Source organism: Photorhabdus bodei (assembly GCF_003287735.1).
In the GTDB taxonomy this organism is placed as follows: domain Bacteria; phylum Pseudomonadota; class Gammaproteobacteria; order Enterobacterales; family Enterobacteriaceae; genus Photorhabdus; species Photorhabdus kayaii.
This window is the reverse complement of the sequence record NZ_NSCM01000006.1, coordinates 150,628-170,253: the sequence shown is the minus strand read 5'-3', so window position 1 is coordinate 170,253 and position 19,626 is coordinate 150,628. Positions and strand designations below refer to the sequence as shown.

At 42.9% G+C, this 19,626-nt stretch carries 20 protein-coding genes and 1 pseudogene; 6 read left to right on the top strand and 15 right to left on the bottom strand.

From position 1 onward, the window contains the following. Positions 1-223 precede the first annotated feature (223 nt). The 5 genes from CKY02_RS26220 to CKY02_RS06960 all read left to right on the top strand — a co-directional run bounded on the left by CKY02_RS26220 (position 224) and on the right by CKY02_RS06960 (position 4,413). Positions 224-349 (top strand): hypothetical protein, encoded by a 126-nt coding sequence (locus CKY02_RS26220; RefSeq protein WP_274382161.1) that lies wholly within the window; start codon positions 224-226, stop codon positions 347-349. A 104-nt stretch (positions 350-453) separates the two neighbouring features. Continuing rightward, positions 454-864: a type III secretion system chaperone gene (locus CKY02_RS06975; RefSeq protein WP_112894730.1), complete on the top strand. Its 411-nt coding sequence runs from the start codon at positions 454-456 to the stop codon at positions 862-864. Positions 865-932: 68 nt separating this feature from the next. After that, on the top strand, positions 933-2,462 hold the full coding sequence (locus tag CKY02_RS06970; RefSeq protein WP_112894729.1) for a type III effector: 1,530 nt from the start codon (positions 933-935) through the stop codon (positions 2,460-2,462). Positions 2,463-2,740: 278 nt separating this feature from the next. Further along, the gene (gene yfcG / locus CKY02_RS06965; RefSeq protein ID WP_112894728.1) at positions 2,741-3,361 is read left to right on the top strand and encodes a GSH-dependent disulfide bond oxidoreductase; all 621 of its coding nucleotides are present in this window, start codon (positions 2,741-2,743) and stop codon (positions 3,359-3,361) included. A gap of 137 nt (positions 3,362-3,498) precedes the next feature. Next, positions 3,499-4,413, top strand: a complete 915-nt coding sequence (locus CKY02_RS06960) for a TIGR01777 family oxidoreductase (RefSeq protein ID WP_112894727.1) — start codon at positions 3,499-3,501, stop codon at positions 4,411-4,413. A gap of 23 nt (positions 4,414-4,436) precedes the next feature. On the opposite strand, the pseudogene CKY02_RS06955 reads toward CKY02_RS06960, so the two are convergent. From CKY02_RS06955 to CKY02_RS06900, 12 genes and pseudogenes are all read right to left on the bottom strand, one after another. Continuing rightward, a pseudogene (locus CKY02_RS06955) lies at positions 4,437-4,625 on the bottom strand (zinc ribbon domain-containing protein); the annotation flags it as partial. A gap of 191 nt (positions 4,626-4,816) precedes the next feature. After that, entirely contained in the window at positions 4,817-5,401 is a 585-nt protein-coding gene (locus CKY02_RS06950; protein WP_112894726.1) for a UbiX family flavin prenyltransferase, read from the bottom strand. A 46-nt stretch (positions 5,402-5,447) separates the two neighbouring features. Next, positions 5,448-6,965, bottom strand: a complete 1,518-nt coding sequence (gene purF / locus CKY02_RS06945) for an amidophosphoribosyltransferase (protein WP_112894725.1) — start codon at positions 6,963-6,965, stop codon at positions 5,448-5,450. A gap of 14 nt (positions 6,966-6,979) precedes the next feature. Next, the gene (gene cvpA, locus CKY02_RS06940) at positions 6,980-7,486 is read right to left on the bottom strand and encodes a colicin V production protein (RefSeq protein ID WP_036778783.1); all 507 of its coding nucleotides are present in this window, start codon (positions 7,484-7,486) and stop codon (positions 6,980-6,982) included. Positions 7,487-7,687: 201 nt separating this feature from the next. Beyond that, positions 7,688-8,371 (bottom strand): cell division protein DedD, encoded by a 684-nt coding sequence (gene dedD / locus CKY02_RS06935; RefSeq protein ID WP_112894724.1) that lies wholly within the window; start codon positions 8,369-8,371, stop codon positions 7,688-7,690. Then, positions 8,361-9,659, bottom strand: coding sequence for a bifunctional tetrahydrofolate synthase/dihydrofolate synthase (gene folC / locus CKY02_RS06930; protein WP_112894723.1), 1,299 nt, complete (start codon positions 9,657-9,659; stop codon positions 8,361-8,363). The genes dedD and folC overlap by 11 nt, the downstream gene beginning before the upstream one ends. Beyond that, on the bottom strand, positions 9,652-10,596 hold the full coding sequence (gene accD / locus CKY02_RS06925; protein WP_112894722.1) for an acetyl-CoA carboxylase, carboxyltransferase subunit beta: 945 nt from the start codon (positions 10,594-10,596) through the stop codon (positions 9,652-9,654). Before accD ends, folC begins: the two co-directional genes overlap by 8 nt. A 102-nt stretch (positions 10,597-10,698) precedes the next feature. Further along, positions 10,699-11,388 carry a DedA family protein gene (locus CKY02_RS06920; protein WP_112876271.1) on the bottom strand — a complete coding sequence of 230 codons (690 nt, stop codon included), beginning with the start codon at positions 11,386-11,388 and terminating at the stop codon, positions 10,699-10,701. Between the two features lie 46 nt (positions 11,389-11,434). Then, positions 11,435-12,229, bottom strand: coding sequence for a tRNA pseudouridine(38-40) synthase TruA (gene truA, locus CKY02_RS06915; protein ID WP_191214804.1), 795 nt, complete (start codon positions 12,227-12,229; stop codon positions 11,435-11,437). A gap of 41 nt (positions 12,230-12,270) precedes the next feature. After that, positions 12,271-13,281: an aspartate-semialdehyde dehydrogenase gene (locus tag CKY02_RS06910; protein WP_112894720.1), complete on the bottom strand. Its 1,011-nt coding sequence runs from the start codon at positions 13,279-13,281 to the stop codon at positions 12,271-12,273. Between the two features lie 51 nt (positions 13,282-13,332). Further along, positions 13,333-14,460 (bottom strand): 4-phosphoerythronate dehydrogenase PdxB, encoded by a 1,128-nt coding sequence (gene pdxB / locus CKY02_RS06905; protein ID WP_112894719.1) that lies wholly within the window; start codon positions 14,458-14,460, stop codon positions 13,333-13,335. A 90-nt stretch (positions 14,461-14,550) separates the two neighbouring features. After that, positions 14,551-15,324, bottom strand: a complete 774-nt coding sequence (locus CKY02_RS06900; protein ID WP_112894718.1) for an AraC family transcriptional regulator — start codon at positions 15,322-15,324, stop codon at positions 14,551-14,553. 102 nt (positions 15,325-15,426) lie between these two features. Between CKY02_RS06900 and CKY02_RS06895 the strand changes: the two genes are divergently transcribed. Then, positions 15,427-16,326, top strand: coding sequence for a DMT family transporter (locus CKY02_RS06895; protein WP_112894717.1), 900 nt, complete (start codon positions 15,427-15,429; stop codon positions 16,324-16,326). On the opposite strand, the gene CKY02_RS06890 is transcribed toward CKY02_RS06895, so the two are convergent. From CKY02_RS06890 to CKY02_RS06880, 3 genes are all read right to left on the bottom strand, one after another. Beyond that, positions 16,323-17,744 (bottom strand): sensor histidine kinase, encoded by a 1,422-nt coding sequence (locus CKY02_RS06890; RefSeq protein WP_112894716.1) that lies wholly within the window; start codon positions 17,742-17,744, stop codon positions 16,323-16,325. The two genes, CKY02_RS06895 and CKY02_RS06890, sit on opposite strands and share 4 nt — an antisense overlap. After that, positions 17,731-18,408, bottom strand: a complete 678-nt coding sequence (gene tctD, locus CKY02_RS06885; protein ID WP_112894749.1) for a transcriptional regulator TctD — start codon at positions 18,406-18,408, stop codon at positions 17,731-17,733. Before tctD ends, CKY02_RS06890 begins: the two co-directional genes overlap by 14 nt. A gap of 322 nt (positions 18,409-18,730) precedes the next feature. Next, on the bottom strand, positions 18,731-19,384 hold the full coding sequence (locus CKY02_RS06880; RefSeq protein ID WP_238399181.1) for a DUF7424 family protein: 654 nt from the start codon (positions 19,382-19,384) through the stop codon (positions 18,731-18,733). Positions 19,385-19,626: the final 242 nt, after the last annotated feature.

Here is a 19,626-nt window from a genome sequence, read left to right as displayed (position 1 = left end):
TGACACGGAATTATCATTGCCACAAAATTAAAAAAAACAGTCTGATTTATATGAAAAAAATATTATCCATACAAACTATCATGATTAATCATTAAATTTTGTTCTTAATGAATCAAATAATAAAAACTTTATGTTTATACCCACTGCTCGCTAGCACCTGACTATCTTCTCAGTCTACGAGAACCAGAGGAAATCATAGCCAAATCGGGTATTGAGATTTATCATGCCGCCTTATCTCGTTAGATTTAGCTTAGTTCTTCATAAAAACTATACCCTATGGATTTCAAGATGCATTACGACAGCAAGGGAGCACTTGCACTTCATTAACACAACAGAATCCATTGTCTGATTAATTTTTACAATATCATTGCCTGTTTTTGATAGACGATCCTGTGCTTCGGCCACATAATTTGGGCAATATTTTACTATTAATTTTTTTGATGATATTTATTTATGTCCAGGTTAGAAAAATTATGCGCAGATTTTGCTGCCCAAACCAATATTATGTTGAATCTCTCTACCGGCGCAGTGCAATTGAACATTGGCGATTATGGCCCTTGGTGGTTAGAAGTAGATTCAACGGGATCAATGCTGACTTTTCATCATACAGTAGCTTCGTTTGTTAATCATGATGCAGAATTTTGGCTCTCATTAAATAGTAATATAAATATACTTGGAGGAGCATGGCTCGCATTGCATCAGCCAACTCAAACTATTCGTCTCTGTTTACTTCAAGATATAGAGCGAATCGATGCGACTGATTTGGCTAATATTCTAGGAAATCTTCAAAGAATAAGAGCTGAACTCCCTTTTCCTGAAACTAAGCTTGCCACCTCCGCTTCAGCCCACGATATTTTAGTTTGAGATATTTTTAAGATCGTGAATTAAAAAGTCTCATAGAAGAAAACACAATAAAATAATGGAGAAAAAGTATGCCAGATTTTTCAATACAGAGAGCTAATACCAGAATTGATATTCATCAAACTGAATTACATCAACCAACTGCAACAGATAAAACTTGCCATTGCTGCGAGCCATTATTAAATAATACCATTGATAATCCACTTACAGCACCAACCTCGGTTATTACAGGATGGAATGAAAAATCCGTCGTGGCCAATAAACAAATTGAAGCTAATATTTCTCGTTTAGCCAGCGAAAGCACCGCTGCCCACAAAACGGTTGATTCTCTCTTATCCAACCTGGTGAAACTTTTCGTTCGAGCGGAGGGTAATGAATTAACCGCAATCACTAAAATGCTTAATGCTTATACCGGTGATAAACCCGGTTTTAGTATTGTCGGTCAGCTTGGCGCAGGTGGATTTACTCGAATCATTAGCGAAGCACGGCAAAATGGTGTGAGACCTGATAGAGCGAATACTGAACCGCTAACATTGAGGGAGAAGGCCACTGCTTACTATGATATTACCAACTCAGCTTATTTCCGCGATACTCTGGAGAAAGTTTATTCATCACCTGAATTGAAATCAGAATTCAAGGATATAATTGATATTGGTTACTTGGAAAGTAAAAACTTTGCACCTGCCCGTGGTTCCACTAAGGAAAAGCCCTTACCGGACCAATTAGCGCTTTACACTTTTAAAAATGAAAATAAATTTAATGCCTCTGAAAATCCCGAATTATATCAGGTGACTAAACAGGCAAATGGGCAAGAAGTTATCAGTAACCCGGCTCTGGCTGGCAATAGTCTTACAAAAGTCCAAAATGATTTCAGAGCACCGGCTCCTGATAAGGATAGCGTCTGGTCAACCGCCGCTTCACTTGAGGCCGATAATCGTTTGACCAACCGAGAGTTGGCATTTGCCAGTTTAAATCCTCGCAACCGGCTGGATAGAACTGACTATCAATTTGGTCAGTCAGAACCTATCAAAGCACATCAAGAATTAGCTAAGGAAAACATTATCGTACAACGTGGCAATGGCTTTTCTGTCTGGAATGTGAAAGAAAATACAGGATTTTCCAAGGATGCAGCTTTACACAATTTGCCAACTGTCGCTGCACCTTCCGGTACTACGGACCGTTTTATTACTGCGGCCAGGTTGTTGAGTGCGGGCCTGAAAAATGATCTTGCTTTAGGTGCGCCTACTAACGGGGAATCACCAGAGCAATCAATTCAACGTGGGGAGCGGGAAATGAAAGAACTGACTCGATGGCTGGCAACGGGTTATTTGGTTGATGATAATCATCACTCTATGATTGAAGTTAATTTAGGTGCGGCTAACCACGGTTTAGCGCCTCAGTGGGGATTGAATCTCTATACCGAACCCTTTTCTTCTCCTATCCATGCCAAAGGGTTTAGCGTATCCAGCCAGGAAATATTGGCAGAATTAGAAGGCCGTGATGATGTCCACACAGATTACTCTATTTTCAGGAAAGATCTGTACGGAGGAAATCGGGCAACAGTTAACGCGGATGGCAGCATAAAAACAAGCTCCAAATAAGTACGCTTTTCTCCAAGCAGAAAAGCTAATCACCTTTTTATTAATAGTTAATAGATCTTCCTGTCGTGCTGTTCAGGAAGATCATTATTCAGGCTCTGTTGCGTTAACGAATCAACACCGCCATAACATACGAGGCGGTTAATATGCCTGAGGATGAAAAAACACATCAAAGAAACTAGGACCGCTGTAATGATCATTGGTCTCATATCAGCATACCTTACACACTGCACAAATTAATGGTAATGTGTCATACAATTACACGTTCCACTGGAGGTCCCATGATCGATCTGTATTATGCTCCAACGCCAAACGGCCATAAAATCACACTCTTCCTGGAAGAAGCTGGCCTTCCCTATAATATTCATCGAATTGATATTAGCGCAGGAGATCAATTCAAACCTGAATTTCTTGCCATTTCACCCAATAATAAGATTCCCGCTATTGTTGATCAGCAACCAATCGATGGCGGTAAACCTATCGCTATTTTTGAATCTGGAGCCATTCTTACTTATCTGGCAGAAAAAACGGGCAAGTTACTCAGCAGAGATATGCGTGAGCGTGTTCAAAGCCTGCAATGGCTGTTTTGGCAGATCAGTGGCTTTGGCCCGATGCTAGGACAAAATCACCATTTTAGTCATTTCGCGCCGGAAAAAGTCCCTTACGCGATTAATCGTTATCAGGAAGAGACAAAGCGCTTGTATCAAGTCCTGAATACCCAATTGGAAAAAACACCCTATCTGGGCGGTCAGGAATACAGTATTGCTGATATCTCAACTTATCCGTGGGTTCGTGCTTATGAACGTCAGAATATTGATCTGAATGATTATCCGGCAGTGAAAAAATGGTTTGACACTATCAGTCAGCGCCCCGCCACTCAAATTGCCTATAGCAAAGCTTAATATCTGTCTGCGGGGTAACTATTTCCCCGCAAAACTTGATCAGGCTGACAGATAGCTATATCTTTAACCACCAACCCTGATATCTCTGCTATATGCTATAGTTCTTATTATCAACAATTTAGGTTATAGGAGTGGTTATGCGTATTTTAATCACTGGAGGAACAGGTTTGATTGGTAGCCGTCTGGTTTGCCAACTTCTTTCCCTATCCCATTCCATTACTATTCTAAGCCGCTCACCTCAAAAAGTTTATTCTCTATTCAGCAATCAAGCTGAATGCTGGACCAGCCTGAAAGATAAAACCGATCTCAACGATTTTGATGCCGTAATCAATCTTGCTGGCGAGCCCATAGCAAACAAACTATGGACTTCAACGCAAAAAGAGAAGCTGTGCCAGAGCCGCTGGACATTAACAGAGCAACTCAGCAAGCTCATTAATGCCAGCCAGACACCACCAGAAGTCTTTATTTCCGGCTCTGCGGTAGGCTATTACGGGGATCAGAATCAAACAATTGTCACAGAGCATGAGCCACCTCATGATGAATTTACTCATCAGCTCTGTAAACAGTGGGAACAACTTGCATTACAGGCAGCCAGTGATAAAACCCGTGTTTGTCTTTTACGTACTGGTGTTGTACTGGCAAAAAACGGCGGAGCATTGAAAAAAATGCTTCCCTTGTTCCGTCTTGGGCTTGGTGGCCCTATGGGGAGCGGAAAACAGTATCTGCCCTGGATTCATATTGACGATATGGTGAATGGTATCTATTACCTGTTAATGACACCTGGTTTGAGTGGTCCTTTTAATATGACCGCCCCTTATCCAGTACATAATGATCAATTTGCCGCAACACTGGGAGAAGTATTACACCGTCCTACTATTATCCGAACACCTGCTTTTGTGCTGAAATTACTGATGGGAGAAGCTGCGGCACTGGTACTGGGCGGACAACAGGCAATACCGCATAACTTGGAACAAGCAGGTTTTGGCTTCCGCTATTTTCAGCTAAAAGAGGCATTTCAAGACTTACTAGACAGTGACTGCTCCCCGCCGTAAAAAACGGCGAGGCTTCCCACTTCTCAGGCCGCAACCGTCTTTATGACGGATTTACGCTGGCCTCCGTGGGCAGAAACGACGAGTCCCGCCGCCTGTAATTCCAGTATGCCCTTGCGCTGGATGTTGATCGCCGCATTGATATCGCGGTCATGTTCGACATGAAAAACCGGGCATTGCCAGATCCGCTTATGCAGCGGCATTTCCGGCTCTTTGGGGGTGGGGTAGATGCGGACTTTGGTCGCTCTTAACATATTCAGCGCTCATTGATAAAGAGCATTCATTTTAGCCTGTTTTACAGGCAGATATCCATTCAGTCAGGATACGTCGCAGTAGCCAGCCCTAAAACCCTTTGGGCTTTTCGCCTTATATACCCGCACTGGGCAAGGGTTTACGGCGGTTTTTGCTAAATCTCAACGCTTTTAGCCCCTTGCCAGCGGGTAAATAGATCATAAGGTAGCTCGATATCAAACTGATCAAGCACTCGGTTAACCGTCTGGTCAATAATATCCTGAATCTGTTGAGGCTGATGATAAAATGCAGGCACAGGCGGCATAATCACCGCGCCAATTTCTGCCGCTTGAGTCATCAGCCTGAGATGCCCCAAATGCAATGGCGTTTCCCTCACCCCAAGCACTAACTTACGACTTTCTTTCAATACAACATCTGCCGCTCTGGTTACTAATCCATCAGTATAACTGTGGACAATACCTGAAAGGGTTTTCATTGAGCATGGTAGAATTACCATGCCCGAAGTTTTGAATGAACCTGAAGAGATGGCAGCAGCGATATCTCTGTTGTCATATACAACATCAGCCAGCGCCTGCACATCCCGTAAACTATAATCTGTTTCAAGTGCCAGTGTCTGGCGAGCGGAATGACTGATAACCAGATGTGTTTCTACCCCTTCAACTGGTTGTAAAACTTGCAGTAGCCTTATACCATAAATGGCCCCACTTGCTCCTGTAAGCCCTACTATCAATCTTTTCATTCTTTCCTCATACAAACACTGAACAACTATTTAAACCCGAAAGTCATCAACCTTCATTATAGATATCCAGATTTTCAATTTCATTCTGATTATTCAGTTTTACTTCATCGTCTTTACGCAGATTCTCCAGATAATAGAGATAAGTCTGGTCAACGTCTTTGGTAACATAAACGCCATTGAATACTGAACTCTCAAACCCATCAACATCCGGGTTTTCTTCACGAACAGCGTCGATCAGATCGGTTAAATCCTGAAATATCAATGCATCTACACCAATAAGTTGGCGAATTTCATCCACTTCACGCCCATGAGCAATCAGTTCATTTGCATTGGGCATATCAATGCCATAAACATTCGGGAAACGTACTTCCGGTGCTGCCGAAGCAAGATAAACTCTCTTCGCGCCGGCTTCACGAGCCATATCAACAATCTGTTCTGACGTTGTACCACGCACAATAGAGTCATCTACCAATAGCACATTTTTATCACGGAATTCTGCTCGATTAGCATTCAGTTTACGGCGAACTGATTTCCGGCGTTCCTGTTGCCCAGGCATGATAAATGTCCGACCAACATAACGGTTTTTCACAAATCCCTGACGATAGGGTTTACCGAGTATGCGCGCAATTTCTAGCGCAACATCGCAAGATGTTTCGGGGATTGGAATAACCACATCAATATGTAAGTCTTCCCATTCGCGGGCAATTTTCGCCCCTAGCTTATGCCCCATCCGTATGCGGGCGTTATAAACCGAAATTTTATCAATAAAGGAATCTGGGCGAGCCAAATAGACAAATTCAAATAAACAGGGGGTCAGAGAAGGATTTTCAGCACATTGACGAGTAAATAACTGACCTTGTTCAGTAATATAAATCGCTTCACCTGATGCAACATCCCGCAGGAATTCAAAGCCTAGCGTATCCAATGCAACGCTTTCAGAAGCGACCATATACTCATTACGGCCATCATCCAAAGTACGCTTACCTAAAACCAACGGACGAATACCATGCGGATCACGGAAAGCAACTAACCCATGACCAATAATCATCGCAATGCAGGCATAAGCACCACTCACCTGTTTATGCATTGCCGCTACCGCCGCAAAAATATTGTCAGGCTCCAATGGATAATGCTGGAAACAATCCAGTTCACTAGCAAAAACATTAAGCAAAATCTCAGAATCTGACGTGGTATTCACATGGCGACGGGCATTCTCAAATAACTTTTTCTTCAACTCATGAGCATTCGTCAAATTACCATTGTGTGTCAATGTAATACCAAATGGAGAGTTCACATAAAACGGTTGAGCTTCCGATGCACTGGAACTGCCCGCTGTCGGGTAGCGAACATGACCAATCCCAATCGTTCCCTGTAAACGCAGCATATGCCGGGCTTCAAATACGTCTCTCACTAAGCCATTGGCTTTGCGTAAACGAAACCCATTGTTACCATCAATAGTGGCAATGCCTGCAGCATCTTGCCCACGGTGCTGAAGCACCGTCAACGCATCATAAATCGACTGGTTAACCGGTGTAAAACCGACGATACCAACAATACCGCACATGTAGTTCTTCCTCATCAGCCAAACGGAGAGGTATATTTCTCCGGCAAGAAACTTGACGCATTTTGCAGGTAGTCAAAGAACCACCTTATGATATGACTGAACTGCGGGATCAATTGTGACTGTTTCCAATCCTCACTTCGAGCCAATGGTGTAAATGTATCCAGAAAAAACAGAATAGCAGCGACAATCAGCACACCACGCAATGCCCCAAAGCAGACCCCCAGTACTCGATCAGTACCTGACAATCCAGTCCGTTGCACAAGAGAACCTATCACATAGTTCACCACGGAACCGACAATCAAAGTAGCAATAAACAGCAACGCGATAGCAATCCCGTTACGTACCAATTCATCTTCAAAACGGGTGAAATAGACCGCTAAGTAAGTATAAAAATGGCTTGCCACAAAGAAAGCACATCCCCAGGTGACCAGTGATAATGCCTCACGAATAAACCCACGAATCAGGCTAACTAATGCCGAGAAGCCAATAATGGCGATAATAACGTAATCAATCCAAACCATGTTTTAATTCCAAAATAGACACCTCGGCATCCGTTTCAGGTGCATTCTAACAGAAAACGAAAACGTTTGCGTAGCAGATTTCCTATCCTACTGAAAATAATTAAGGCGACGAATTTGAATAATCATCATCGCCGCAGTCACTTAATATTTACTTCTTCATGATAGTTGTCCTATTTGTCACATAGGCATCACCCACTTTTATTACGGCCTGTAACTCCTTACCTGCCCTTGTAATCCAGTCAAACTTTTCAATTCTGATAATGCCGAGTCAAGTTGTTGCTTAGAAGCGTTCGGACCGACATATATTCTCGTTAATTGCCCCTGAACCGGAGATAAAGGAACCGTATAAACCTGATAACCAGACAAACGTAGTCTGGCAACGATTTCATCTACCTTTCCGGCATTTTTCAAAGCACCCAGTTGTACGATATAAGCCTGCCCTTGCGGGGCTGTTTCAACCGGTTTAACTTCAGGTTTCGGCTCTGACTTAATGTCTGGTTTAGGTTTAAGCGCCGGTGCCGGCGGCTTAGTATCTGGTTTTGGTTCAAGCTTAATCTGTGGTTGAGGCTTCACTTCTGGCTGAACAGCAGGAGGGACTATCAGCGCAGGTTGAGGAGTGGTAACCAATGGTATTTCCGGCTGCTCCAGTGTTTCTGGCTGCAATGCCTCTGTCTCATCTTCCAGAGGCACTGATAATATTGGTGGATTAAGAGGAGGTATAGAGTCAATTTCTTGCTCATCCCCTGGCTTTGGAACCAAGGGAATTGATGCAAATTTATCTTCGTTATATTTCTTGTTGCCGTCTAACAACGCAGGCAGCACAATGACACCCAATGCTACCAATACAATTGTACCAACCAAACGATTCTGAAATTTACTTGCCACTTCCTTTCTCCCTGTCCAGAGCCTCCATGACATGCGCTACCGTGTGGAATGAGCCACAAACGACAACAATATCTTGCTCATCAGCATCAGCCATCGCCTGATGCCAAGCACTTTCCACATCAGTAAATACCCGTGGCTGTCCAAGATGCTGAGCCAGTGTCTGTGCATCCGCACCACGCTGTTCAGTCAATGGAGCGCAATACCACTCATTTATTTGCTGTGACAGGCAAGTCAGTGTACCGGCAATATCTTTATCACCTAGCATACCCACTACACCAAGGATTCTACTGCCCGGCTGACGGGGCAACTGGGCCAATTTCTGTACCAGATAAGCCGCTGCATGGGGATTATGAGCCACATCCAAGATCAACAATGGATTTTCACGAACTATCTGGAAACGCCCAGGTAACCGCGCATTCTGTAACCCTTGATGGATTGCACTCTCATTAATAGCTCGACTGACTTTATCATCTTGTCGTAACAGGCAACAAATAACACCCATCGCCGTTGCGGCATTCATCAGAGGAACATTTGGCAAAGGTAGGTTGCTAAACAGCCTATCATCAGATTGCCAGTGCCAGTTTTTATCCTGTTGAGAGAAACGCCAATCAATGCCACAACGGAACAACTCGGCACCTAATTCACCCGCAACTTCCGCAATAGAAGATGGCATATCCGGCTCACCAACCACGGCAAAGCGATCTTTACGGAAAACCCCTGCTTTCTCACGACCAATATGTTCGCGATCAGCACCCAACCAATCAATATGATCAATTGCAATACTAGTAATAGCGGCAATATCGGCGTCCACAACATTTGTCGCATCCAGTCGCCCACCTAAGCCTACTTCTAAGATGACCACATCCAGACAAGCTTGTTTAAACAGTTGCAAAGCTGCTAATGTGCCATATTCAAAATAAGTCAGCGAAATATCACCGCGACGAGATTCAATATCCGCAAATACACGACAGAATTCCTGTTCAGGTAATTCTTTACCCTGAATACGAACTCTTTCAGTATAACGTACAAGATGCGGAGAGCTGTAAACACCCACTCTCAGCCCAGCCGCCAACAGAATAGATTCTATCGTGCAACAGGTAGTACCTTTACCATTAGTACCGGATACGGTTATCACCTTAGGTGCAGGATTAACCAACGCCAAAGTTCGGGCAAGTTTCCCCACACGCTCAAGCCCCATGTCAATGACCGTAGTATGCAGGTTCCCAAGGTAGGAAAGCCACGTCATCAATGGCGACGTGGCTTGAGGAATTTGTAAAGTGTCAGACATCTTCTTTATTGGTACTTATTTGAATATCCGCCTCAACATCAGCGGGTTCTGCCACAAATTCAGCAACAATTGGCTTAATACCTGGCTGCGACTGATGGGTTAGTTTAGAAAGTAAACTGGCAAGTGTGTCACGCATTTCAGGGCGACGAACAATCATGTCAATCGCTCCCTTTTCCAGCAAAAACTCACTACGCTGGAAACCGGACGGTAATTTTTCACGAACGGTCTGCTCAATAACTCGTGGTCCGGCAAAACCAATCAATGCTTTTGGTTCAGCAATATTGATATCACCCAACATCGCCAGACTTGCTGAAACACCGCCCATTGTCGGATCGGTCATGATAGAGATATAAGGCAAACCACGTTCTTGCATTTTTGCTAAGGCAGCACTGGTTTTCGCCATCTGCATCAGTGACATCAATGCCTCTTGCATACGAGCGCCACCACTGGCAGAAAAACAAATCAGAGGACAATTGTCTGCCAATGCCTGTTCCACGGCACGGACAAAACGGGCACCAACAACCGAAGCCATAGAACCGCCCATAAATGCAAATTCAAAAGCAGCAGCAACAACTGGCATACCACTCAGGGTACCTTTCATTACGACTAACGCATCTTTTTCTTGGGTTTGCTTCTGCGCCGCTGATATACGATCTTTATACTTTTTGGAATCGCGGAATTTAAGAATATCTTTTGGCTCTAATTCCCCCCCTAATTCCGTCGTTGCTCCTTCATCAAGGAATGTAGCCAATCGGGTACGCGCCGAAATACGCATGTGATGATCACATTTAGGGCAAACCTCAAGATTGCGCTCTAGCTCAGCACGGTAGAGCACCTGACTGCAACTATCACATTTAGTCCAAACCCCTTCTGGGATATTCGCTTTACGCGTTTGGGTAATGTTGCTTTTATTAAGAATTTTTTCAATCCAGCTCATTGAATGATCTTTCCGTCTGAATCTGGCTTATGCCAGTTTTGTTATTGTGTGCCATTAAACCACAATGCTATTACAGTGTGGATAAAAAACTGCTCAAACCTGTTACCGGTTATCACTCTTCTGCTTCATCACCGTACGACGATGACGCCAGATTTCAATCACTCCGGGCAGGATTGAAATAAAGATGATAGCGACAATCAACAGTTTCAAATTCTGTTGTACCATTGGCATATCACCGAATATATAACCAGAATAGGTGAATAACAGTACCCAAACTAGTGCGCCAATCACGTTATAAGCAGCAAAACGACGATAAGACATTTTCCCCATACCTGCAACGAATGGTGCAAATGTTCTGATAATTGGTACAAATCGCGCCAAAATAATTGCCTTACCACCATGTTTTTCATAAAACTCATGTGTTTTATCTAAATAACTGCGGCGGAAAATTTTTGAATTTGGATTAGTAAATAACCTTTCGCCAAAGATGCGACCAATAGCATAGTTCACCGCATCACCAATAATAGCCGCAATAATCATCAATACCACCATGATATGCACATTCAGATCATTTGAGCCCAGAGCCGCTAAAGCGCCGGCAACAAATAACAGCGAATCCCCCGGCAGAAACGGAGTAATCACTAACCCTGTTTCACAAAATAAAATCAGAAACAGAATGCCATATACCCAATCACCATATTGTGCGACCAGTTCGGCTAAATGAATGTCAATATGGAGAATGAAATCAATAATAAATTTAGCAAAATCAAAAAAATGAGTCAGAAATTCCATAATATTCCCCGCTATGCCAAAACATCCGTGTCGGAAACTAGAAATGTTAAATCAGATCATCTGCCAAAAACAGAGGCCCCATAACCGCTCTCGGCAAATCAAATTGCGCCGGATAATCAACAGCAACCAGATACAACCCTGCTGCTTTTGCCGTCGCAGCGGCTTTCGTCCGATCTTTTAAAGCAAGCAACTGGGCCATCCAGTTAATATCCTGATTCCCACAGCCAATTTCCATCAGACTACCCGCAATATTACGCACCATATGATGCACAAAAGCATTGGCTTTAATATCTATGACGACGTAATGTCCGTAACGATTGACATTAATATGCATCACATTACGCCAAGGCGTTTTAGATTGGCATTGAACTGCACGGAAAGAGGTAAAATCATTTTCCCCTAATAAACATTGCGCAGCCTGGTGCATCCGCTTTTCATCCAGTGGATAGTGAAAATGGGTCACGCCATTGGCCAGCACTGCCGGACGATAACGATGATTAAAAATAATGTAACGATATCGCCGGGCAGTTGCACTAAAACGGGCATGGAAACCCTCATCCACGGTTTTCACCCAACGAACAGCAATATCTGGTGGTAAATGTACGTTCACGCCCATTGTCCACGCCGCATCCTTGCGCTGAACAGACGTTTCAAAATGCACAACCTGCCCTGTTGCATGTACTCCAGCATCGGTCCGACCAGCACAAAATACTGATATGGGTTCATCGGCGACTTTTGATAGTGCTTCCTCAAGGCATCCCTGAACACTTTTTACTTCCTGCTGACGCTGCCAGCCATAATATCGACTGCCATCGTACTCAATTCCCAATGCAATTTTCATCTTTGAACCCGGCACAGATTCTGTTTGTTCTGTACCGAACATCAGTAAAATTGCTCCTGAATCAGTTTTTCCGCTGTCTCAACAGCCATTAATGCACCACCAAACCGGATATTATCGGCCACAGACCAAAATTGTAATACTTCCGGCATACCATAATCGTGGCGCAGACAACCAATGCTCAATGCATCATTACCCGATGCTTCTGTCACCGGCGTTGGATAATCATCGTCATCTGAAACGTTAATATCAATCATCCGCTCTAATTCTTCTCGTGCTTCTTCCACCCCAACCGGACGCAATGTTTCCAAATGGACTACTTGAGCATTGCCATAAAAAACGGAAGACTGAACGCAACTCACTGAAATGGGTAATCCTTCATCCTGTAAAATCTTGCGTATCTGATCCACAAGGCAACGCTCTTCACGCACAGAACCTTCGGCATCTGTTGGCAACGGCAAAAGATTAAATGCCAGTTGTTTACTGAAACGACCTGGCTCCGGTGGGATGCCATTAAGCAAACGAGCACTCTGTCCGGCTAATTCATCAACTGCCGCTTTGCCGTGAACAGAAACAGAGAACAGATTAGTCAAATGCAAACGTGCAATTCCAGCCGCATCCACCAGCGGTTTAATGGCGGTCAGTACCTGACTGGTCATACTATCTGCCAAGGCAATAATATTTCGGTTACGATAATCCGCTAAAACATGAGGATTCACCCCCGGAACAACTAAAGGTACATCAGGTTCCATAGCAAACAACCCACTGTTATCGATAACCAAACAACCTTCTTCTGTCGCTTTTTCAACATATTGTGTCGTGGCCTCCAATCCCGCCACAAAAAAAGCGAGCTGTACCTGTGACCAGTCAAAATCAGCAGCATCACCAACAACAAAATTTTTACCATTAAAACGCAGGCTTTCACCGGCACAGCGCTCACTGGCGAGAGGATACAATTCACCAACGGGAAACTGACGCTCTTGTAATAACGCCAATATCGCTTCACCTACTGCCCCTGTGGCACCCAATAGGGCAATATTCCAACCTTCCGACATGTTGGTTTTCTCCATCTATCTTTCTGACATGCAGATATATTTCTGCACGGATTAAATCAGTTCTGTACTGAAACCAAGAGCAGCTAGCAACTCAGCACTCTCTCTATTATCACAACATACAGTTAGGGATGACCATTCCCGGCGTTCTAAATAGTTTTTACGCAGATAATCAAATTGCCCTTTTTGACCGGCAACTTGCCGTAACGGGGTATCATCGCGGCGTACATCATACACTAAATGCATCAACCGCTTCAGTGTGCTTTGAGTTACATTTCCATGCAGGGTAACCCGGCTGAAATCTGGCTCTGGCAATAGATCAGATAAAGCCACTTTACGGGGTTGACCAAGGAATTCACAGTAAGCTTCAAATACCTGTGTGGTACCACGCGCTTTACCTTCGAGGGTATAACCCGCGATATGCGGTGTACCAATATCAACTAATTCCAGTAAGGATAGGGATAAGTCAGGTTCCGGCTCCCAAACATCCAAAACAACACTAAGTTTCTTACCACGTTTCAACACAGCAAGCAGCGCTTGATTATCAATAACTTCACCACGACTGGCATTAATCAATATGCGGTTATCCGGCAAAGCCGACAATAATTCAGCATCTACCAAATGGTGTGTTTTATATGGGCCCGATAGATTCAATGGCGTATGGAATGTCAGAATATCCGCCTCTTTAACCAATTTTTCCAGTGACCAAAATTCACCAGCGTCCCCTCTGTCAGCTCTTGGCGGATCACATAAAAGTGTCCGGATACCAAGAACGGCTAACCGTTCTGCCAGTCTCCTTCCGACATTACCGACACCGATGATTCCGACAACTTTATTCTTAAGCTCAAAATTATCACGTTCCGCCAGCAACATTAACGCTGAGAAAACATACTCAACCACAGCAATGGCATTACATCCGGGCGCAGCAGAGAATCCAATTCCTGCCTGCGATAACCACGACTGATCCACATGGTCAGTTCCCGCCGTTGCCGTACCGATAAATTTTATCGTGCTACCTTCCAACAGCTCTTCATTAACTTTAGTTACTGAACGGACCATAAAGGCATCAGCATTATCCAGTACACCTTCCGGCACCGGACGCCCCGGAATAGCGTGTACATCCCCCAATTGCTGAAATAGTTGATCAGCATAAGGCATATTTTCATCAACCAGAATCTTCACTTAATTCCACCCTGTGGCATTAAAACGGACGTAGCGAACTATTTTGCCATTTAATCATAACAAAACCCATAATAACGGTTTCTTTTGTTACTAACTTTTCCTGAAACGCTCCGGTGTCGTGCCTGCCAATTGCTGAAACATAGCGATAAAAGTAGAAGATGAGCTATAACCCACATCAAAAGCAACTTCATTAACAGTTTTCCCCTGTTCCAACAAAGAGATTGCATGTAAAAACCGTAACCTCTGCCGCCACTCGCTAAATGACATTCCCAATTCTTGCTGGCAACGCCGTGATAAAGTACGTTCCGAGGTATAACGCTGTTTTGCCCATTGCGCTAATGGCGTATTGTCAGCAGGATTACTCTCAAGTTCCTGTAATATCGGTGCCAAAAGTTTATCTTTAGATGAAGGCAGATAGGTATGCTGAACAGGGGATTGAATTAACTGATCAATCAGCACTTGAGCTAACCGTAAATCCTGTTCTGTTTCTGGTATTTTCAATTTACGTTCAAAACAGTCAGTCATAATCGCATTGAATATGGAGTTAAGCCGGATAATACAAGGAATATTCGGCAATAATTTCCCCCATTTAGGAGAAATATCTATTGCCCTAAATCTCATTGCTTTTCTACTATATCCCGAATGCTCTATTCCTTCCGGTATCCAGACACAGAATTGCGGTGGAGCTAAAAAATGCTGTCCTCCAGCATTCATTGCCATTACACCACAAACGACATAAATAAGTTGCCCAAATGGATGGGTATGACGTAAACACTCAGTATTCGCACTGAATAACTCATTACGGAAAGAGATACTGGCCGGAATACCCATGACTTCTACAGGAATATGAAATTTTTCTGTCATATTGTCTCAATTGCCTTATCCATTGGCTGATTATCGTTATATATAATAAATCAGACACCATTAGACTAAACACTCATTTTTATCTCAATGCGACTTATCTATATGAATATGATTTTCCCTCTTCTGGCGGTCCTGATTTGGTCAATTAATGCTGTGGTGAGTAAAGCCTCCGTTACAGTTATTGATCCGGCTGCAATTTCTTTTTATCGCTGGTTCCTAGCCTTTCTCACATTAACACCCTTTGTTGTACTCTCTGTCATTCGTCGATGGAAAACAATCTGTCAATATTGGTGGAAATTATTAATTCTTGGCGCACTTGGCATGGTATTTTATCAAAGCTTGGCCTATTACGCTGCCCACAGTATCAGTGCAACATTTATGGGAATTTTTAGCTCATTGATTCCTCTTTTGACTGTTATCATCAGTATATTTATTTTACGTGTTATCCCCACTGTCGGTATTGCTCTTGGTACCATTCTATCTCTGTCTGGTTTAGTCTGGTTGGTCAGCGCCGGTGATCCCATATCATTATTGCAACACGGTTTAGGCCGCGGTGAATTGATGATGTTGATTGCTTCCATCTCCTACGCACTTTATAGCGTGTTAACCAAACACTGGTCTATTCCATTACCCAACTGGCAATCCCTGTATGTGCAGATTGCTTTTGGAGTCCTGCTATTACTGCCAAATTTCCTGTTGACCAAAGATGTTCAATTGAATGCCAGCAATATCTCGTTAGTCTTATTCGCCGGTATTCCAGCCTCGATCATTGCTCCCTATTTATGGATACAAGGTGTCATAAAACTTGGCGCTAATACTGCTGCCATATTTATGAATTTGACACCGATATTTACAGCTATTATCGCTATTCTGGTTCTACATGAAAAAATGCATAGTTACCATCTGATCGGTGGTAGCATAACACTGCTAGGGGTCATACTGGCACAACAATTACGCATTCCTCTTTTTAATCGTAAAACAAAAAAAACCTCAGGAACTTAATCATCAGAAAGCCTGAAAGGAATTCTTACTAATAAACCGCCCAGTGTTTCGCTGGGCAATAATTGGGGATGAGTACCATGATAAATACCGATATCTTTTACCAGAGCTAATCCTAATCCTGCCCCTTCATGCCCCGCAGCATTATCAAGACGATTAAAAGCCATCAAAGACAAATTGACTTCTTCTTTAGCAATCCCCGGCCCACTGTCATCCACTTCCAAATAACAGTATGTCTTACAAGAGTTGAGAATCACTCTAGCCGTAACAATGCCGCCTTCCGGTGTATATTTAATCGCATTGTCCAATAAGTTAGCACACATTTCCGTCAGTAATATAGCTTCCCCCTTGATCCATTGAGCATTTTCGCCTTCATAACCCAAATCAATATTCTTACTTTCAGCCTGTTGCAAACGAGAAAAACATGCCTGTTGCAACAATTCGACTAGATTAACCGGCCTATAATCCCGAACGGCCTCCTTTTCATGCGCTTTCAAACGAGAGAGTTGTAATAGACGATCCGTCAGAGAGATAGTGTTATCCAATGTACTATCAATGGCCTGTAAGCTTTCTTTCCATTGCGCTGGATCTTTGCTGGCAAGCGCTACCGCTACTTGGGTTTTTAATACTGTTAATGGTGTTCTAAGTTGGTGAGAAGCATCCGCACTGAACCTCTCCTGACGACTCACCATCAATTTCAGTCGCTCTATATAACGATTAAATGCATATAACAATGGGGAAAGTTCCGACCAAGGCAACATATCCGGTAACGGAGTAAGATCATTAGCGGGACGACGGACCATGACGCCAGAAAGTTTATGTAGTGGTTTAAGTAACTGTTTCAAAAGAAAATAAGCCAGAATCAGAGTCAACCCAACCACGGTTCCTTGACTCATCAAAGAAGATATTAATAATTGTTGCGCAAGATAATGACGGGAAGCTACTGTTTCAGCAACTAGTATCAACGCCATTCCCATCATTCCCCCTTCATTGATCGGCTGATAAAGGGCAGCAACCCGAATGGGCCGGCCGTGATATTCAGCATCATAGAAATAAACCAAAGCCGTGTATAAATTGGAGCGAAGCGTATCTTTAGGGATCAAAGGCAAATCATCATAACCGGAAATTATTTCCCCTTCAGGTGATAACACCTGATAAAACAGCCTATCATTCATATTTCGCTCAAAACTATCCAAAACCACATAAGGTACATCGACAATTAATTGATTATTCTTAACAGTCAGCCGTTCTGCCACAGTTCGAGCAGACGCCAATAAAGTACGGTCATAAGCCAATGTCGCCGCATTCTCTGCACTAAAATAATGGGTGCAAACCGATAAACAACCCAACACAAACAGTGGAACACCAAAAAATAAGAGTAACTGATGAAACAATGAGTTCGGTACTTTAAACCATGTCATCTTTCTGGTGCTCCAGACGATAACCTAATCCCCGTAATGTACTGATCCCCACATTACTGCCAGACAATTTTTTCCGAATCCGGTGTACATAAAGTTCAATACTTTGTAGGTTTGCTTCATCTGATAGTGCAAATACCTGCTCAAAGAGCTGTTGTTTAGAAACAGGCCTCCCCCGACGATGGAACAATGTTGTCAAAACCGAAAATTCCCTTGGTGTCAAAGCCAATGGCTCATCGTTCAGAACAAAGTAACCATCATCCTGATAAATAAGGGAACCGAATGTCAGCGTCTCCTGTAGAAAACTTGCACTACGACGAAGTAATGCCCGGATACGTGCTTCCAATTCCTGTAAATCAAAAGGTTTCGTCAGATAATCATCGGCACCAGAATTAAGCCCTTTCACTCGTTCAGAAACATCGGCTTTCGCCGTTAATAATAATACCGGCAAATTTTGCCCACGCTTACGCAAACGAACTAACAGAGAAAGTCCATCCAACCTAGGCAAAGAAACATCCAGAATCAATAATGCATAGTTTTCTGTCTGTAATAATTGATCAGCAACTATGCCATCACTAGCAACATCTACGGCAAATCCTGAACTGCTCAGTGCTTTTTGCAACCAATGCAATAATTCAGGGTGGTCTTCCACTAAAAGTAAGCGCATATCTTCAATATCTAATCGATTAATATAAATATACCTGTCATCCTTCAAGTTGCCTCTTTGTTGGCTGCACTCACTCACCCCGGTCACATAGTTATCTATGCTCCCGGGGATTCGCTCCCTTGCCGCCGCGATGCATCTTGAAATCCATAAGGTATATAATTACAGACATAACTATATTTCCAGTTTATATCGCCACACCTATTTTTCTGAAAAATAGTCAGACACTAACTCAATTCCATTTTCATGCCAAAATACCTCGCTATGAATAACAGGGTATTCTGTCATACCGAATTAAGTAATAGATCTCTATTACCGCTTCCATTTACTCAGATATTGCCATGAGTACAGGAGTAAAATCAAAACGTTCATCCAATGCAGACGCCACAGAGACATTAGACAAAGTGAGTTTTATTTCACTGCCTACTTTTAAACTAAAATTCGATATCACCATCGGATCTTTATCATTAAGAAATGCAGATAAACCCGTCATTTTTAAAACTTCATCGGTATCATTCTTAATATTAATTGAGATTTTGGTCTTTGATGCCATTGAACTATCTATCTGGCTAATTTTCTTCTTCATCTCTTTTGGTACGCTTATCACCAAGATATCTGCACCATTACCGTAAAGATGAATACCCTTAGTAGAACCAGTGATACTTGAATTCCCTACGCTTACAGGAACTTTAAAGTGAGCAAACGAATCCATACTTTTTCTGAAACATTCCACGTATTCCGCATTGGAAAAAATAGCCGGTACTTTTTCCTGAGTGTCTAACAAAGATTTTGATGGTTGTCTGGAATCTTTATAATCACCACAAGCACTGACTTCAACTAACAAATCAGATGTCACCGTTTTAGCTTGTTCAGATAACAGTTGGTTAACAGATACCGAAGTACTGAGTTCTGTTTTACATCCCACCAAAGCAAAAGCCATAGCACTGCCCATAGCACTACAAAGAATCAATTTTCTCATCATTTCCTCAATTCAGATTTCCCCAATATAAAGTCTGATTATATTCAATAAATTTTCCATTTAATTTGACACATTGCATAAATAAATAATTACCATTTGCATGATACCTCCTTAGTCGAATGTAAAGTTACCGTGAGTAAAACAGAGCAACATCAAAACTACGAGAAACTTACAACAAACCAAAACAAAAAAGGAAGTCTGTAACCATTTGTAAACTCATTAATGAGAAACGCTACGCAAAT

What these genes read in the sequence shown, in the direction of transcription:
- CKY02_RS26220 (WP_274382161.1), top strand. Translation starts at nt 224, where the DNA reads ATGCCGCCTTATCTCGTTAGATTTAGCTTAGTTCTTCATAAAAACTAT.
- CKY02_RS06975 (WP_112894730.1), top strand. Translation starts at nt 454, where the DNA reads ATGTCCAGGTTAGAAAAATTATGCGCAGATTTTGCTGCCCAAACCAAT.
- CKY02_RS06970 (WP_112894729.1), top strand. Translation starts at nt 933, where the DNA reads ATGCCAGATTTTTCAATACAGAGAGCTAATACCAGAATTGATATTCAT.
- yfcG (WP_112894728.1), top strand. Translation starts at nt 2,741, where the DNA reads ATGATCGATCTGTATTATGCTCCAACGCCAAACGGCCATAAAATCACA.
- CKY02_RS06960 (WP_112894727.1), top strand. Translation starts at nt 3,499, where the DNA reads ATGCGTATTTTAATCACTGGAGGAACAGGTTTGATTGGTAGCCGTCTG.
- CKY02_RS06950 (WP_112894726.1), bottom strand. Translation starts at nt 5,401, where the DNA reads ATGAAAAGATTGATAGTAGGGCTTACAGGAGCAAGTGGGGCCATTTAT.
- purF (WP_112894725.1), bottom strand. Translation starts at nt 6,965, where the DNA reads ATGTGCGGTATTGTTGGTATCGTCGGTTTTACACCGGTTAACCAGTCG.
- cvpA (WP_036778783.1), bottom strand. Translation starts at nt 7,486, where the DNA reads ATGGTTTGGATTGATTACGTTATTATCGCCATTATTGGCTTCTCGGCA.
- folC (WP_112894723.1), bottom strand. Translation starts at nt 9,659, where the DNA reads ATGTCTGACACTTTACAAATTCCTCAAGCCACGTCGCCATTGATGACG.
- accD (WP_112894722.1), bottom strand. Translation starts at nt 10,596, where the DNA reads ATGAGCTGGATTGAAAAAATTCTTAATAAAAGCAACATTACCCAAACG.
- CKY02_RS06920 (WP_112876271.1), bottom strand. Translation starts at nt 11,388, where the DNA reads ATGGAATTTCTGACTCATTTTTTTGATTTTGCTAAATTTATTATTGAT.
- truA (WP_191214804.1), bottom strand. Translation starts at nt 12,229, where the DNA reads ATGAAAATTGCATTGGGAATTGAGTACGATGGCAGTCGATATTATGGC.
- CKY02_RS06910 (WP_112894720.1), bottom strand. Translation starts at nt 13,281, where the DNA reads ATGTCGGAAGGTTGGAATATTGCCCTATTGGGTGCCACAGGGGCAGTA.
- CKY02_RS06900 (WP_112894718.1), bottom strand. Translation starts at nt 15,324, where the DNA reads ATGACAGAAAAATTTCATATTCCTGTAGAAGTCATGGGTATTCCGGCC.
- CKY02_RS06895 (WP_112894717.1), top strand. Translation starts at nt 15,427, where the DNA reads ATGAATATGATTTTCCCTCTTCTGGCGGTCCTGATTTGGTCAATTAAT.
- CKY02_RS06890 (WP_112894716.1), bottom strand. Translation starts at nt 17,744, where the DNA reads ATGACATGGTTTAAAGTACCGAACTCATTGTTTCATCAGTTACTCTTA.
- tctD (WP_112894749.1), bottom strand. Translation starts at nt 18,408, where the DNA reads ATGCGCTTACTTTTAGTGGAAGACCACCCTGAATTATTGCATTGGTTG.
- CKY02_RS06880 (WP_238399181.1), bottom strand. Translation starts at nt 19,384, where the DNA reads ATGAGAAAATTGATTCTTTGTAGTGCTATGGGCAGTGCTATGGCTTTT.